The organism is Ferruginibacter sp., from assembly GCF_014377975.1.
Classification (GTDB): domain Bacteria; phylum Bacteroidota; class Bacteroidia; order Chitinophagales; family Chitinophagaceae; genus Ferruginibacter.
On record NZ_JACMOO010000089.1, the window covers coordinates 1 to 16,196 of the forward strand.

Consider the following 16,196-nt stretch of genomic DNA (forward strand, 5'->3'; position numbering starts at 1 on the left):
GGTGTTTGACTTTTGACAGATTCAGCAAACTTTTTTTCAAAAGTATTCAGCTCCTCACCTATGATGTTTTTTATAAATTCCATTTTCAAAAAATACGGCAATATAGTGCAGTAAGCAACGGCTTCAAAGTAATTATTTTTCAGGAGCAGAATATTGTTTTATTTAAAATCCTGAATTATTTTCAATCAAAGCAGTAAAATAATAAATATTAAAATTGTAATTTGCAAAGTATATTATAATACTAAGGGGTTAATAACTTAAATATATCTTAAAAAAATTTGGTTATTAATTCTCATTATCTAATTTTGTATGTGAAAGCTTTTAAATTTTAGAATTTTAATAATCAATAAGTTATGGCAAACAAAAAGTACAAATTAATTTTAGGGCTCATTACCTTAATGACAACTACATCTTTTGCGCAAATGGGATCAGGATATAGTGTGTTTGATTCATCGGTAATTTCTGCGAAGAAACAACCGCAGCAAAATGAATTCTTAAATAACACTTACAATTTTCCGGCAAAACCACGCAACATGCTTGAAGTGGGTGTTTCGCTTGGCAGTATGGCAATAAACGGTGATGTAGATGCAAGAATACCAAGATTAGGTTTTGAAGCGCATGTGAGAAAAGCATTAGGATATGTTTTCTCTTTAAGATTGCAGTATGTAAATGGATCGCCAGAAGGATTGAACTGGAAACCATCCTATAATTATGGACATAATACGGCATTGACGTCTACTGCCAACGGCGGTAGTCTTACTCCTACCCAGGCATACAAGCCGGGTGTAGATCCAGTTTTTTATAATTATAAAACTCATATCCAGGATTTAGGAATTCAGGGAATTTTTACCTTGAACAATATCCGTTTTCACAAGCAAAAAACAGGGGTTACTGTATATGCCGGCGGCGGTGTTAGTGCAACCTGGTTTAATGTAAAGATCAATGCACTGGATGCTTCGGGTAATAATTACTCAACACTTTTTAATAGTATAGCCAATGGAGGTGATATTACTTACAGCAATAGAAGAAATATTATTAAAAGGTTAAAAGAAGGTATGGATAATACCTACGAAACAGTAGGAGAATCTGAAGGAGGAATCAGCCGCCCAAAATTTGGTAAAAACACATTGATGCCCTCTGGTAACTTACTTGCTGGTGTAGCATTTAAATTAAGCAACCGGGTTAATCTGGCATTGGAAGATCGTCAAACCTTTATTAAGACCGATTTATTGGATGGTCAGCGCTGGCAAGAGCATCCTGCCGGCGATGCTGCATTAACATCGGATTTCGATTCTTATAACTATTTATCACTAGGTATTAATTTTAACCTGGGTGGTAAATCGGTTGAGCCTTTGTGGTGGCTGAACCCATTGGATTATGCCTACAGCGAAATCAACAATCCAAAGCACATGAAATTGCCTAAGCCTATTTTGGATGATACAGATGGCGATGGTGTAACGGATCAATTTGACAGAGAGCCCAATACGCCCGCCGGTTGTCCTGTGGATACTCACGGAGTAACAAGAGATACTGACGGTGATGGTGTTCCTGATTGTAAGGATAAGCAATTGATTACTCCTACAGAATGTCAGCCGGTAGACGCAGACGGTGTTGGTAAATGTCCTGATCCTGCATGTTGTAAAGCAATAGCAGATAGTATGGTATCTAAAAATGCATGTGCGGGTGATTATCCAAGCCTGTCTTTGAAAACAGCTTCTTTATCAGCAGATACAAAAGCCTTACTTGCAAGTGTTGCTACTAAATTAAAAGATAAACCAAATTGTACTATTACAATTACAGCGTATCCTGCAGCGTCAAAAAAAGAACAATCTTTGGCCGACAAAAAGCTGGATGCTGTTAAAAAGTACCTGGTAGAAAAACTAGGCATTAGCGGCGACAGAGTGAACGTTGATAAAGTAATTGGCGGTGGAGACTCTAACACAATTGACATTAAGTCAAATTAATTAATAATATTTATTGTTTAAAAAAGACCCTTCCAGCAAGAAGGGTCTTTTAACGTAAATAAAGAATAGAAATGGTTGACCGGTTTATCAAAATCTTAACGGACTCTTTTTTGCCATTTGATAATTACAACTGATTTTTGACTTAAAATCATTAATTTCGTACTTGTTTATGAATTTTATAAAAGTATTTTTATCAGCAGCCATTTTGATAGCATCATTTTCATCTTGTAGTAAGTATGCGAAAGTGATGAAAAGTAAAGACACTGAATATAAGCTAACTATGGCTGATAAGTTTTTTTCAGAAAAAAAATATCGTATGGCTCAGCAATTATATGAGGAATTGTATCCTGTATACAAGGGGACTGATAAATTTGAAGAATTGTATTATAAAGATGCTTATTGTTTTTATTATTTAAAAGAATACAAGGATGCAGAGAACTTCTTTAAAGGCTTTTTAGAAGTTTTTCCTAACAGCAGCAAATCAGAAGAAGTTGATTATATGCATGCATTGTGTTTTTATAAACAAGTATCTAAAGTTGAATTGGATCAGACAAATACCTCTAAGTCGATTGGAGTAATGCAAACGTTTATAAATTCACATCCGGGATCATCCAAAATCAAAGAAGCAACCGAAATAATTGATAAAAACAGGATTAGGCTGGAAATGAAAGAAGTAAGGGCTGCAGATTTATATTATAAAGTGGGCCAATACCGGGCAGCAGCTTTATGTTATAGTAATTTATTGGGAGATTATCCAGAATCTTTAAATGGCGATTTGTACAAATTAAAATCGTTGGTTTCTTATTATAAATTTGCTAAGCTTAGCGTAGTTGATAAACAAACAGAAAGATTTACAAAGGTGGTTACGGAGTTTCAGGATTTTGCTGACCGGTTTCCTCAAAGTACGCACTTAAAAGAAGCACAGGAATATAATAATTTAAGTTTAAATAAAATTAAAGAAATACAATTATGAGTAAACTAAGACGCCAGCTCAGTTCCAGTACAAGTAATGTAGTAGAACCAAAAAATCTTTTTGATTTTAAGCAAAAAACAGGTAACCTGTATCAATCTATTGCAATCATAGCAAAACGGGCTAACCAGATCAATATTGCAATAAAAGAAGAGTTGCATAACAAACTGGAAGAATTTGCAAGCCATACAGACAGCCTGGAAGAAATACACGAAAATAAGGAGCAGATAGAAATATCAAAGGCGTATGAGAGAATGCCCAATCCGGCATTACTTGCGTCGCAGGAATTTATGGAAGATAAAATTTATTTCCGTAAAAATGAGGAGGATTTATTTAGTTAATTTTTAGTTTTATTTAATCAATGTTAAACAAGAAGTTTTATTTTTAAGGACGGCAAAAGCCGTCTTTTTTTTATGTTGCAAAATAAAAAAATACTATTAGGCATATCGGGTAGCATTGCTGCTTATAAAACGGCTGTATTGGTGCGCTTATTAATTAAAGCAGGTGCAGCCGTAAAAGTAGTAATGACTCCTGCTGCTAAAGATTTTGTTTCTCCATTAACCTTGTCAACCTTATCTAAAAATCAGGTATTGTCCGATCTTTCCAATAACGATTCCTGGAGTAATCATGTGATGCTGGGCAGATGGGCAGATGTAATGTTAATAGCTCCTTTGAGTTGTAATTCTCTGGCAAAAATGGCACATGGTATTTGCGATAATTTATTAACTGCTGTTTATCTTTCTTCAACATGCCCCGTTATTGTTGCTCCGGCAATGGATGAAGACATGTGGCTTCATCCTGCTGTACAAAATAACCTGCAAATAATACAGCAATTCGGCAACCAGGTTATACCTGTTGAAAATGGTGAACTGGCCAGCGGGTTAACCGGAGACGGAAGAATGGCGGAGCCGGAAACGATCCTCAGTAAACTAGAAGATTTTTTTTTATACACCAAGGAATTAGCGGGTAAAAAAGTATTGGTTACTGCGGGTCCAACTTATGAAGCGCTTGATCCGGTGCGGTTTATAGGTAACCATTCCTCTGGTAAAATGGGTATTGCCATTGCAACTGAATTTCAAAAAAGAGGTGCAACCGTTACGCTTGTTTTAGGACCATCAGCCATAGCTGCACCTGCAGGTATGAAGGTAGTACATGTACAATCTGCAAATGAAATGTTTACTGCCTGTACAACAGTTTTTGATAAAATGGACATAGCAGTCATGAGTGCCGCAGTGGCAGATTATACGCCGGTTACAGTTACGGAAGAAAAAATAAAAAAGTCGGACGATTTTTTTTCTGTAGAATTTAAAAAAACAAAAGATATTTTAAAACACCTTGGCACTGTTAAAAAAGAAGGACAGATACTGGTTGGTTTTGCTTTGGAAACCCACGATGAAATAAATAATGCGCTAAAAAAACTGGTTGATAAAAATGCGGATTTAATTATATTGAATTCTTTAAATGACACTGGGGCTGGTTTTGGAACCGACACTAACAAAATTACTATTTTTGATAAAAATGGCGGGGAACATCAGTTTGAAACTAAGTTAAAAACAGCGGTAGCTGCTGATATTGTTAATACCATTATCCGTTTGTAATATGCATTATACTAAATTAAAATTGCTGTTATTTTTTGTACTGTTTGCGAATACTGCAGGTGCGCAGGAATTAAATGCAAGGGTAACTGTTAACAGCAGCAGGGTAGGAACTACTGTAAATAAAAGTACTTTTCAAACCTTGCAAACTGCATTAAATACTTTTTTAAATAACCATAAATGGACAACGGATAATTTTTTAGTAAATGAAAAAATTGATTGTAATTTTTTATTAAATCTGCAGCCGGGTACCGATGCAAATGTGTACACAGCTTCTCTTACTATACAGGCAGGCAGACCTATTTTTAATTCATCCTATTTATCTCCCATTATTAATTACCAGGATGCGGATATAACTTTTAAATATGTAGAGTTTCAACAACTGGAGTTTAATGAAAACAGGGTTTCCGGCTCAGACGGACTGGTATCTAACCTAACGGCTGTATTTGCTTATTATGCTTACATGATTATAGCATTTGATTACGATTCTTATTCCCAACGGGGCGGTGTTCCTTATTTTTTAAAGGCGCAGAATATCGTAAATAATGCACCTGAGGCAAGGGGTATTTCTGGCTGGAAAGCATTTGACGGCAGCCGCAACCGTTACTGGCTGGTAGAAAACATGCAAAACAGCCGTTATGCAATTATGCATGATATTTATTATGGCTATTATAGAAAAGCTGCCGATAAAATGGTTGAAAATGAAACCTCTGCAAGGGCAGAAATGCTAAATGTTCTTAACCTGCTAAGTAATTTTAATGCTGACAATACCAATACAATGATCAACCAGTTTTTCTTTCAGGGAAAAGCGAATGAGCTGATTAAATTTTTTGCAAAAGCTCCTCCACAGGATAAAGCGAGGGCATCTGAGTTATTACAAAAAATGGATATTACCAATGCAAACAGGTATAAAGACGAATTAAAATAATGAAAATAGCTACAATTATTATATCGATGATTGGCATGGCGGGTTGCGCAAATAAGGATGGGTTACCATCCGGTATTTTACGGGCAAATCAGATGCAGGCTGTGCTTTGGGATGTAATCCGCGCCGAAACCTATACAGCTCAATACATAAAAAAAGATAGTCTGAAAAATGCAGATTTGGAAAATGCAAAACTTCAGCAGCAGATTTTTGCCACACACAATATAAGCCGGGAAGATTTTTATGATAGTTATCAGTACTATAATAAACATACAGAACTGATGCGTATACTACTTGACAGTATCACTACCAGGGGCGAAAGAGAAAGATATACAACACTCTACAGTAAAAGAAGTGAGGTAAAAACCTTTTCATTGATGCCGCTGCCACCGGAGCCTCCTGTACTGCCAATACCAACATTTAAACCAATAACAGTTCCAATAACTGACTCAACACAAAAATCAACTCATAAGTTCTTACCTGTGCCGGTACCTTAATAAACGATTTTATTTATGAATAAAGTATATGCAAATGCAAGCGCAGCACTAACAGATATGTTTGATGGAGCCACAGCAATGTTTGGCGGTTTTGGTTTGTGCGGCATTCCTGAAAATTGTATAGCAGCCATTGTACAAAAGGGTACAAAAAACTTAACCTGTATCGCCAACAATGCAGGCGTAGATGATTTTGGCATTGGTTTACTGTTGCAAAGAAAGCAGGTAAAAAAAATGATCTCTTCTTATGTAGGTGAAAATGCGGAATTTGAAAGGCAATTACTAAGCGGCGAACTGGAAGTAGAACTTATACCACAGGGAACTTTGGCTACCAGGTGCCTGGCTGCTGGTTATGGAATGCCCGCCATATTTACACCAGCAGGAGTAGGTACAGAAGTTGCAACCGGCAAGGAAGTAAGATCATTCAATAACAAAGAATATTTATTGGAATATGCTTTTGATGCTGATTTTGCTTTTGTAAAAGCCTGGAAAGGCGATACAGAAGGTAACCTTATCTATAAAGAAACAGCCCGTAATTTTAACCCGGTAATGGCAATGGCAGGTAAAGTAACTATTGCCGAAGTAGAAGAATTAGTGGCTGCCGGTGAACTGGATCCCAACCAGATTCATACGCCCGGCATTTATATTCACCGTATTTTTAAAGGGGTTAATTATGAAAAAAGAATTGAACAACGAACAGTAAGAAAATTACCCGCATAGCCATATACTGGCATCTTTTTTCATTACTGTTTTAATATGGTTTTAAATTTTGTGAAGTAATCATTAACCAATCTCACATCGGCAAATTAAATGTATGCTTGATAAAAACCAGATAGCGCAACGGTTGGCAAAAGAATTAAAAGATGGATTCTATGTTAATCTTGGCATTGGTATTCCAACTCTGGTAGCCAATTATATTCCTGCGGGCATAAAGGTAGTACTGCAAAGTGAAAATGGTTTGCTCGGCATGGGGCCTTTTCCTTTTGAAGGTGAAGAAGATCCGGATTTAATTAATGCAGGTAAACAAACAATCACTACCGTGCCAGGGTCTTCATTTTTTGACAGTGCCATGAGCTTTGGAATGATCAGGGCCGGCAAGGTTAATCTTACTATTTTGGGCGCTATGGAAGTAAGCGATACCGGTGATATTGCCAACTGGAAAATACCAGGTAAAATGGTAAAAGGTATGGGCGGCGCAATGGATCTTGTTGCAAGCGCGAAAAATATTATTGTTGCAATGATGCATACCAATCCAAAGGGCGAATCGAAACTACTGCCTCGTTGTATGTTACCACTCACTGGTATTGGTTGTGTAAAAAAGATAGTAACTGATTTGGCCGTGTTGGATGTAACAAGGGAGGGCTTTAAATTACTGGAAAGGGCACCCGGCGTTAGTGTAGATGAGATTGTTGCAAAAACTGCCGGCAGGCTGGTTGTGGAAGGTGAAATACAGGAAATGCAATTTTGATAGCGTTCAATATTTACACGCATCACTTTTAATAAGCCTTCCCTTCAACGAAGTGGCATTTTTTATTTTTAGTAATTCATCCTTGTTATTTTGTTTCTAAAAGTATTAGCAGTAAACAGCATTTTTATGCAAGGTTTTAAAAATGTATATTGCAACTGCTAAAAAAATATTCATGAAATATCTTCCTTTAAACGCCGGCATATTTATCCAGAACAGAAAACGTTTTGTTGAAAGAATGGAAAAAAACGGCATTGCGGTTTTTAACAGCAATGATGAGCTGCCTTCCAACGGCGACGCCGTATATCGCTTTAAACAAAATGCAGACTTGGTGTGGCTAACAGGCATTGAACAGGAAGACACCATGCTGGTATTATTTCCGGACAATCCTGATCCAAAATATAGGGAAGTGTTGGTGTTGGTAAGGCCAAATGAATTGAAAGAAAAATGGGATGGGCACAGGTTGAGAGTGAAAGAAGCAACAGAAATCTCCGGCATTACCACAATAGTCTGGCTGGATGTATTGGATGGTTTGTTACAACCCTGGATTCATCTTGCCACTACCATTTATTTAAACACCAATGAGAATGACCGTAAAGCCAATCTGGTACCGGTTAGAGATTACCGCTATGCAGAAATGATGAGGGCACGTTACCCTTTGCACCAATACAAGCGCAGTGCAGTTATATTAAAAGAACTGAGGGCTGTTAAAACAATATTGGAAGTAGAAGTTATACAAAAGGCCATCGACATTACCGATGCTGCCTTCAGGCACTTGCTCCGCTTTATTAAGCCAGGTGTAATGGAATATGAAATAGAAGCGGAGATCGTTCATTCTTTTTTATCGCAAAGGGCAACCGGGGAAGCTTATGGATCAATCATTGCCTGTGGCGACAGGGCAAGAACGTTGCATTACGTAGAAAATAACCAAGAGTGTAAAGACGGTGAAATGATACTGATGGATTTTGGTGCAGGCTATGGAAATTACTGTGCTGATTTAACCAGAACTGTACCAGTAAATGGCAAGTTTTCCAAAAGACAAAAAGAAGTCTATAACGCCTGTTTGCAATTACATCAATATTGCGCCGGTATTTTAAAGCCCGGTATCAGCATCATGGATTATACTGAAAAAGCAGGGGATGAAGCTACCGCCATTTTCCAAAAAATCGGGCTTTTAAATAAGGCAGATGTAAAGAATGAGGACCCGGATAACAAAGCTTACCGTAAATATTTATACCACGGCATCTCTCATCATTTAGGCATTGATGTACATGACCTTGGTACCCGTACGGAACCTGTAAAAGCCGGTATGATGTTTACCATTGAACCAGGTATTTACATTGAAGAAGAACAAATGGGCGTTAGGATAGAAAATAATTTCTGGATCACAAAAAGTGGTAATAAAGACCTGATGAAAAATATTCCAATAACGGTTGATGAAATTGAATCATTGATGAAAAAGAGATAACTAAAAAATGAAAAGACACATTTCCAATTTATTTACACTGCTCAATTTATTTTTTGGCTGCATAGCTATTGTTTTTGCATTGCAAAATGGCATAGACATTATCTATACAAAAGAAGGAGAGCAGTTTATAAAACTGAAAGAAAATATTTGCCTGGCTTCTTTGTTTATTGCAATAGCAGCTGTAGTAGACTTTCTGGATGGTTTTGTGGCAAGAGCACTCAACATTTGTTCCGAGATGGGAAAGCAATTAGATTCACTGGCCGATATGGTAAGCTTTGGTGTTGCACCCGGAATAATTTTATACCAGTTTTTAAGGATGGGATTTATAAAAGATGCAGATGGAATAGATGCTTCAACGCTGGTATTGCTTCCTGCATTCATTTTTACCTGTGCCGGGGCTTACCGGCTGGCCAGGTTTAATCTTGATACAACACAGGCTTATGGGTTTAAAGGAGTACCTATACCGGCAGCAGGCCTGGTGGTGGCTTCACTGCCTTTAATTTATTGGTACAGCAATTCAGATGTTATTTATAACCTGATATTAAACAAATGGTTTTTATATGCAATCATCATTTTATTAAGCTGGCTGATGGTAAGTAAACTGCCCATTATGGCCATGAAATTTAAAGATTACAGTATAAAAAATAATATGCCTAAAATAATATTGGCAGCAATTACTATACTTTCTGCCGTTTTATTAAAATGGCTTGCAGTACCGGTTATTTTCATTGCGTACATTATTTTATCTTTGGCAATTAAAAGTAAAACTACAACATGATATTCACAGCACAGGTAAAAGTAATGCCCTTAAAAGAATTGTTAGATCCCCAGGGCAAAGCCGTAATGGGAGGCCTCGCAAACCTGGGCTTACACGGCATACAGGACGTTCGGATAGGTAAAAATATTACCCTCCAGATTGAAGCCGACAGCGCAGTAACTGCAACAAAAATAGCCGAAGAAGCCGCCAGAAAGTTACTAGCCAACCAGGTAATGGAAATGTTTGAAATAACAATCAACTAATTAGAAAATGTGAAAGTTTAAAAATGTAAAAATGGATCCGGACGGGGTCCGATCATTTTCATATTTTCTAATTGTAGAATTTTCGAATTTTCAAATTATGCTTTACATCGTTCCTACACCAATCGGTAACCTGGGGGATATTACCTTCAGGGCAATAGAAGTTTTAAAATCGGTTGATTTAATATTGGCAGAAGATACCCGTACATCGGCTGTATTGTTACAGCATTACCAGATTCACAAACCACTCACTCCTTATCACCAGCACAACGAGCATAAAATTATTCATCATTTGGCAGAACAATTGCAGGGTGGTAAAACAATGGCATTGCTTACAGACGCCGGTACGCCCGGTATTAGCGATCCGGCTTTTTTATTGGTAAGAGAATGTGTAAAGAACGATATAAAGGTAGAATGCCTTCCGGGGGCAACGGCTTTTGTGCCTGCATTGGTAAACAGTGGTTTACCCCTCAGCAGCTTTTGTTTTGAAGGATTTTTACCTTTAAAAAAAGGCAGGCAAACATTTTTAAAAAAGATGGCTCAGGAAGAACGTACCATGGTTTTTTACGAAAGCCCGGTGCGGCTGGTAAAAACTTTAAACGACTTTGTGGAATACTTTGGAGCAGAACGCCCCTGTTGTGTTAGCCGGGAACTCACCAAAAAATTTGAAGAAAATAAAAGAGGCACTTTGCAACAGGTGCATGATCATTTTAATGCAAAACCCGTAAAAGGTGAAATAGTGATTGTGGTTCAGGGCATAGCTTGAACATGGCTGTTTAGCTGTTTAAATTTTATTTTAATAATGGTACAGCAGTACATCTAAAACCATAAATGATAATGAGTTGTTTACTCATTAGGTATAGTCTTTTTGTTTAAGAAGGCCTGAACATTAAAAAGGCCAATAATACTAAACGGATCAAGCATTTTAAAAATCCAAATTAATATGAATAAGTGTTTCATTTTTATTTTTTTATTATCCGCAGTTTGTCAGCTATCCTTTGCACAATCAGACAGATGGCAACAGCGTGTTAAATATACCATGAATGTGGATGTAGATGCCGTTACCAATCGTTTTACGGGCCAACAAAAATTAGTGTATACTAATAACTCGCCCGATATATTGAAGAAGGTTTTTTATCATCTTTACTTCAACGCCTTTCAGCCCAACAGTAGTATGGATGTTCGCAGCCAGGAGTTAGGAAAAACGATTATAAACGGAAAGCCCGACTGGGATAGCAGGGTAAAAGACCGCATCAGCAAATTAAACGATAACGAAATTGGCTATCAGAAAATTATTTCATTAAAAATGAACGGCATTGCCCAGCCATTTAAATACCATGAAACCATTTTGGAAGTTGACCTTACAAAGACCATCCCCCCAAAAGCAAACGTAGTTTTTGATATGGAGTTTGAGGCACAAATACCTTTGCAGATACGCAGGAGCGGAAGGGATAACCCTGCTACCGGTGTGCGGTACAGCATGAGCCAGTGGTATCCAAAATTGTGTGAATACGATTACGAGGGCTGGCATCCCACGCCCTATGTTGCCCGGGAATTTTATGGTGTGTGGGGCGATTTTGATGTTACCATACATATTGATAAAAGTTATAAATTAGGCGGTAGCGGAGTACTGGTAAATGCGGGTGAAATTGGATGGGGCTATGATGTACCAGGTTCTGAACTGAAGCCAACGGTTAAGGCTAAACGTAGTTGGCATTTTATAGCAAACAATGTACATGATTTTGTATGGGCCGCAGATCCGGATTACAAACATCTGGTGCGTAAAATCCCCAATGGCGGCCCTGTCATCAACGTTATTTACAATTATAAGGACAACGATGCAGCAAACGATGCCGCCTGGGAAACAGTAGCAGATGGGGCTGTAACTGTATTGCCCTTTATTGAAAGTAAATTTGGTAAATATCCTTATCCGCAATATTCATTTATACAAGGGGGCGACGGCGGTATGGAGTATCCAATGGCAACACTGATTAGCGGCCCGGGACTGGGTACTGTTTTTCACGAGTGGATGCATAGCTGGTACCAGATGATGCTGGGCACCAACGAAAGCATGTATGCGTGGATGGACGAAGGCTTCACTGAATACGCCGCCGACCTGGTAGCAGGATACTACAGGGATAAAGTGAGCAGGGTAAAAAACGCCTCCAATCCAGCTTATATTAAAGCGCTTGATTCTGCGGCTGCATTACTGCCGCTGGAACATGCCGCCAATTACAGATCTTATTATTTTATTGCCAAAAGTGATTGGGAAGAACCACTGACAACGCATGCAGATCATTTTAATACCAACGTAGGATACAGCGTAGCAGCTTACAGTAAAGGCTGCGTGTTTATGGAGCAACTGGGATATATTACCGGTGCTGCCACAAGAGATAAAATACTGCTGGAATATTATAAACAGTGGCGGTTTAAGCACCCCAATGCAAGTGATTTTATAAAACTGGCTGAAGATGTAAGCGGTATAAAATTAGACTGGTACAAAGAATACTGGTGCAGTACAACCAAAAAAATAGACTACTCCATTGATAGTTTGTGGGAAGAAAACGGGGTTTCAAAAATCAGGTTAAAAAGAATTGGGCAAATGCCCATGCCTATTGATTTGCAGCTTAGTTTTAAAGATGGAACAACCGAACTGCATTATGTGCCTCTTAACCTGATGTTTGGTGAAAAGCCTGCAGAAAATAATGCATCCAACAGGATAGTGCACGAAGAATGGAGGTGGACACATCCAACGTATATAGTTGAATTTAAACACCGGCTGATAGATTTAAAAAAAGTAGAAATTGATCCTACAAAAAGGATGGCAGATACCGATCAGAAAAATAATATTTTAGAATTAAACTGGTAAATTTTTAACGAATACCGAAGTTATTATTATGGAAATTACCATCAGGAGAATATTGCTGCAGGATGCACCGGTACTGGCCCAAATGTCGAGGCAAACATTTTATGATACTTTTACGGGTACTTGTACAGAACCAGATATGCAGCTATTTCTGGAGCACTATTATAACCTTACCCAGGTGCAGCAGGAATTAGACAATGCAGCGAATTTATTTTTTTTTGCAGAAGTAAATGGTGAACCGGTTGGCTATATCCGCTTTATGGAAGATTATAGTGGCTGGCCGCTTGTACAGCAATGGAAAGCGCTTGAATTAAAAAGATTGTATGTGTTAAAAGAATTTCATGGTAAAAAAATAGCTCAGGAGTTGATGGATTATTTTATTGAGTACGCAACAAAAAATAAATACGCATGTGTGTGGTTAGGTGTTTGGGAACATAATATGCGGGCTCAGAAATTTTATGCTAAATACGGCTTCGTAAATTCTGGCTATACACATGATTTCCCTATTGGTGATACGCCACAGACAGATTGGTGGTTTTGGAGATTTTTACAATAAAAAATACCCTTTTTTTAAGAAGGTTGTGGTGGTTGTAACAAGGCATATTTTTCAGTCATCTTCCAAAATATTTATTTACTGCCTGTATGCGGTTTCCTACATGCAGTTTCTCGTAAATATGGTAAACATGTTTGCGAACTGTTTGCGGACTGATAAACAATTCCTCTCCAATTTCCTTGTACAGCAAGCCTTTTGATAAAGCAGTCAGTATTTCAATTTCTCTTTTTGATAATACATCCAATGAATCGCTGGATACAGTAAAAGCAGGTTTATTTTTAAAGGCTGCAACAACTTTGCTCGCAATCTGGCTGCTCATAGGTGCTCCTCCTTCGCTTAATTCTTTAATAGAACTGAGTAATTTATCCGGCGTAGTTTTTTTAAGTATGTAACCATTGGCACCTGCGCTTAAAGCCTCAAAAATTTTTTCATCTTCTTCATAAACCGTACACATCATGAACAAAATTTGAGGATATTTTTCTTTTAAAATTTTAACGCATTCTATACCACTAATACCGCCCAGGCTAATGTCCATCAAAACAACTGAAGGGTTTAAAGTAGGTATTTTAATTAAGGCTTCTTCCCCATTGATGCAGGAGCCTGCCAGGGTGTATCCTTCGGCCATAGTTATAATTTGTTCCAGTGCCTGCCGGATATCATTGTTATCTTCAACTATTGCTACTGATATATCCATAGGTTACAAAGGTTGCTAAAAAATGATACAATCCAATACCCTAAAGTGGTAGTTTTTTACGAGTATGGGAGTTTTACTATAAATAGATTATACCCTGTAAAGGATGTTCTGACAAGAGCTTTTATTACAGCGGAATATGAAGCAAAAATTTTTCTGTAAAAAACGCCCCGGTAAAAATTTTTTCAACTTCCCATATCCTCGGCCTGCAGTTACTTTCAGATATTTCTTTTGTAAGATCACCTCCCTTAAGGCAAATGAGTCCATTAGGTGATACACCTTTTTTTAGCAATGGTTTAGCCCACCACCACAAATCTTTTATGGGAGCAACGGCCCTGGATACCACCACATCAAATTTTCTGTTCTTAATATCTTCGGCTCTGGTGTGCTGGGTTGACAGATTTTGCAGACCGATGGCCGCAGCAATTTCGCTGGCTACTTTCAATTTTTTATTAATGCTGTCCACCAGGTGAAATTGAGTATCCGGAAAAAAGATTGCCAGGGGAATACCGGGAAATCCGCCACCACTGCCAAGGTCCATTATTTCGCTCCCTTTTTTAAATTCAAATTGCGTTGCTATCACCAGCGAATGCAGTACATGATGTTCATAAAAATTTTCCATGTCTTTACGGGAAATCACATTTATTTTTTCATTCCATTCTTTGTACAAATCTTTTAAGGCTGCAAATTGCTGCAATTGTATATCCGTAAAATCAGTGAAATATTTAGTGAGTATTTCCATACAAAGGAGGATTAGTTATTAAATTTTTGTTGGCTGAAATATACACCGCCAATAATATAATTTCTATCATTTAAAAAAGTCCTTATTTTATTTAAGACATACCCGTTAATTCCAGGATGCTCCTGGTTTTTTAATTAATGCAACCGAAAATATCAGGTAATAAAAAAACATCCAGATATCTAAAAATACAAACCACGGATAGAGGTCCTGTTCCTGTAATTTTTTCATAGCCGGGTAAAATACCAATGCTTGTATTACTAACCGTATTGCAAATACCAGTAAGGTAAGTTGCCAGTTAAAAAATAAAAAACTGATTACAAGCAGTGGGAAAAATACAAAATGGGTAAAAGAATAAAGGCCTAATAAAAATTGGTGTAATGGCTTATAATACTTGCTGGTGGTGTAATGACGGGCTTTTTGTTTCTTCCATTTTGCCCAGGTGTTTACCGGTTCACTAAAGGTAAAAGCATCAGCATCAATATTTATTTTTGTATTATTTTTTGTTGCTGCAGTATTTATAAAAAGATCATCATCGCCGCTGGGAATATTGTTGTGCGACGAAAACCCTTTGTGCCTGAAAAAAATTGCTTTTTTATAACTTAAGTTTCTACCCACGCCCATGTAAGGAATTCCAGCCAGTGCATAACTAAAGTATTGTAGTGCGGTATGAAATGTTTCCCATCTTACTAATTTATTTAAAAGTCCCCTTTTTTTATTATAAGCACCATATCCCAAAACAATCTCAGTACCGTCATCATAGGTTTGCTGCATATTGTTGATCCAGTTTTCTGAAGCAGGCACACAGTCGGCATCGGTCAATAATACAATTTCGTATTTTGCTGTTTTAATACCAATACTTAAGGGAAATTTTTTTCCGGTAATCATTTTTGCTTCCTGCTTCAATTCAATCACGTGCAACTGCTTAAAAGTTTTCTGAAACTCTTCCAGCAGATATTTGCTATCATCAAAAGAATTGTCATCTACCACAATTATTTCGTGGGATGTTGGGTATTGTTGTACCAGCGAGCCGGGAAGATTTTTAGCTAGGTTGGCAGCTTCGTCCCTTGCACAAATAATAACAGATACCGGATGTGTTTGTGATATTGTTTTTGAAGACGCCCTGTAAAAACTTAACCTGGTAAAAAAAAACAGGTAGTAAAAAAGCTGAATTAAAGTAATGGCGCAAAAAACTATAAAAATAATGCCATGCCAGTGCATTAAGAATTGGTTAAGGTTCATACTGGCAAAAGTAACAATAAAAATTTTTGTTGAATGAAGAGGATTCGGTCAGGTCAAAAGCATTTGAATTTTCACATGGGTGAAAACATATCCCTGTAAAATAAATTACGAAATTATTAGTAACAAATGTCTGATGTCTGTCACCTGTTTTATACTTCTCAAAATCCAGTCTGGATTATTTGATATTTGCGGTATTATTCTACAGTT

The 16,196-nt window shown here is 37.4% G+C and carries 17 protein-coding genes; 14 read left to right on the forward strand and 3 right to left on the reverse strand.

What is annotated here, in order from left to right; genetic code table 11:
* The first annotated feature begins 353 nt into the window (after positions 1-353).
* The 14 genes from H7254_RS04975 (at position 354) to H7254_RS05040 (ending at position 13,320) form a co-directional block, all read left to right on the forward strand.
* The gene (locus tag H7254_RS04975) at positions 354-1,964 is read left to right on the forward strand and encodes a hypothetical protein (protein WP_301931939.1); all 1,611 of its coding nucleotides are present in this window, start codon (positions 354-356) and stop codon (positions 1,962-1,964) included.
* A gap of 169 nt (positions 1,965-2,133) precedes the next feature.
* Complete coding sequence (locus tag H7254_RS04980; protein ID WP_301931940.1) at positions 2,134-2,937, forward strand: outer membrane protein assembly factor BamD; 804 nt, start codon at positions 2,134-2,136, stop codon at positions 2,935-2,937.
* Entirely contained in the window at positions 2,934-3,275 is a 342-nt protein-coding gene (locus H7254_RS04985) for a DNA-directed RNA polymerase subunit omega (RefSeq protein WP_301920803.1), read from the forward strand. The genes H7254_RS04980 and H7254_RS04985 overlap by 4 nt, the downstream gene beginning before the upstream one ends.
* A 72-nt stretch (positions 3,276-3,347) precedes the next feature.
* Positions 3,348-4,532, forward strand: a complete 1,185-nt coding sequence (gene coaBC, locus H7254_RS04990) for a bifunctional phosphopantothenoylcysteine decarboxylase/phosphopantothenate--cysteine ligase CoaBC (protein WP_301931941.1) — start codon at positions 3,348-3,350, stop codon at positions 4,530-4,532.
* Positions 4,533-4,554: 22 nt separating this feature from the next.
* Positions 4,555-5,457: a DUF4835 family protein gene (locus H7254_RS04995; RefSeq protein ID WP_301931942.1), complete on the forward strand. Its 903-nt coding sequence runs from the start codon at positions 4,555-4,557 to the stop codon at positions 5,455-5,457.
* Complete coding sequence (locus tag H7254_RS05000) at positions 5,457-5,951, forward strand: DUF4296 domain-containing protein (RefSeq protein ID WP_301931943.1); 495 nt, start codon at positions 5,457-5,459, stop codon at positions 5,949-5,951. The genes H7254_RS04995 and H7254_RS05000 overlap by 1 nt, the downstream gene beginning before the upstream one ends.
* Before the next feature lie 15 nt (positions 5,952-5,966).
* Positions 5,967-6,668 carry a CoA transferase subunit A gene (locus H7254_RS05005; RefSeq protein WP_301920807.1) on the forward strand — a complete coding sequence of 234 codons (702 nt, stop codon included), beginning with the start codon at positions 5,967-5,969 and terminating at the stop codon, positions 6,666-6,668.
* A gap of 94 nt (positions 6,669-6,762) precedes the next feature.
* Positions 6,763-7,416, forward strand: coding sequence for a 3-oxoacid CoA-transferase subunit B (locus tag H7254_RS05010; protein WP_301931944.1), 654 nt, complete (start codon positions 6,763-6,765; stop codon positions 7,414-7,416).
* 172 nt (positions 7,417-7,588) lie between these two features.
* Positions 7,589-8,881 carry an aminopeptidase P family protein gene (locus H7254_RS05015; protein ID WP_301931945.1) on the forward strand — a complete coding sequence of 431 codons (1,293 nt, stop codon included), beginning with the start codon at positions 7,589-7,591 and terminating at the stop codon, positions 8,879-8,881.
* A 7-nt stretch (positions 8,882-8,888) separates the two neighbouring features.
* Positions 8,889-9,659 (forward strand): phosphatidylcholine/phosphatidylserine synthase, encoded by a 771-nt coding sequence (locus H7254_RS05020; RefSeq protein ID WP_301931946.1) that lies wholly within the window; start codon positions 8,889-8,891, stop codon positions 9,657-9,659.
* Positions 9,656-9,901, forward strand: coding sequence for a phosphoribosylformylglycinamidine synthase subunit PurS (gene purS / locus H7254_RS05025; RefSeq protein WP_301931947.1), 246 nt, complete (start codon positions 9,656-9,658; stop codon positions 9,899-9,901). Before H7254_RS05020 ends, purS begins: the two co-directional genes overlap by 4 nt.
* A gap of 97 nt (positions 9,902-9,998) precedes the next feature.
* Complete coding sequence (gene rsmI / locus H7254_RS05030) at positions 9,999-10,664, forward strand: 16S rRNA (cytidine(1402)-2'-O)-methyltransferase (protein ID WP_301931948.1); 666 nt, start codon at positions 9,999-10,001, stop codon at positions 10,662-10,664.
* A 177-nt stretch (positions 10,665-10,841) separates the two neighbouring features.
* Entirely contained in the window at positions 10,842-12,767 is a 1,926-nt protein-coding gene (locus tag H7254_RS05035; protein WP_301931949.1) for a M1 family metallopeptidase, read from the forward strand.
* A gap of 28 nt (positions 12,768-12,795) precedes the next feature.
* Complete coding sequence (locus tag H7254_RS05040; protein ID WP_301931950.1) at positions 12,796-13,320, forward strand: GNAT family N-acetyltransferase; 525 nt, start codon at positions 12,796-12,798, stop codon at positions 13,318-13,320.
* A gap of 55 nt (positions 13,321-13,375) precedes the next feature.
* Here the strand turns inward: H7254_RS05040 and H7254_RS05045 are convergent, their stop codons facing one another.
* The 3 genes from H7254_RS05045 to H7254_RS05055 form a co-directional block, all read right to left on the reverse strand.
* Entirely contained in the window at positions 13,376-14,011 is a 636-nt protein-coding gene (locus H7254_RS05045; RefSeq protein WP_301931951.1) for a response regulator transcription factor, read from the reverse strand.
* A 124-nt stretch (positions 14,012-14,135) separates the two neighbouring features.
* A complete protein-coding gene (gene rsmG / locus H7254_RS05050) occupies positions 14,136-14,750 on the reverse strand; it encodes a 16S rRNA (guanine(527)-N(7))-methyltransferase RsmG (RefSeq protein WP_301931952.1) in 615 nt (204 codons plus the stop codon).
* A 105-nt stretch (positions 14,751-14,855) separates the two neighbouring features.
* Complete coding sequence (locus H7254_RS05055) at positions 14,856-15,989, reverse strand: glycosyltransferase (protein WP_301931953.1); 1,134 nt, start codon at positions 15,987-15,989, stop codon at positions 14,856-14,858.
* Positions 15,990-16,196: the final 207 nt, after the last annotated feature.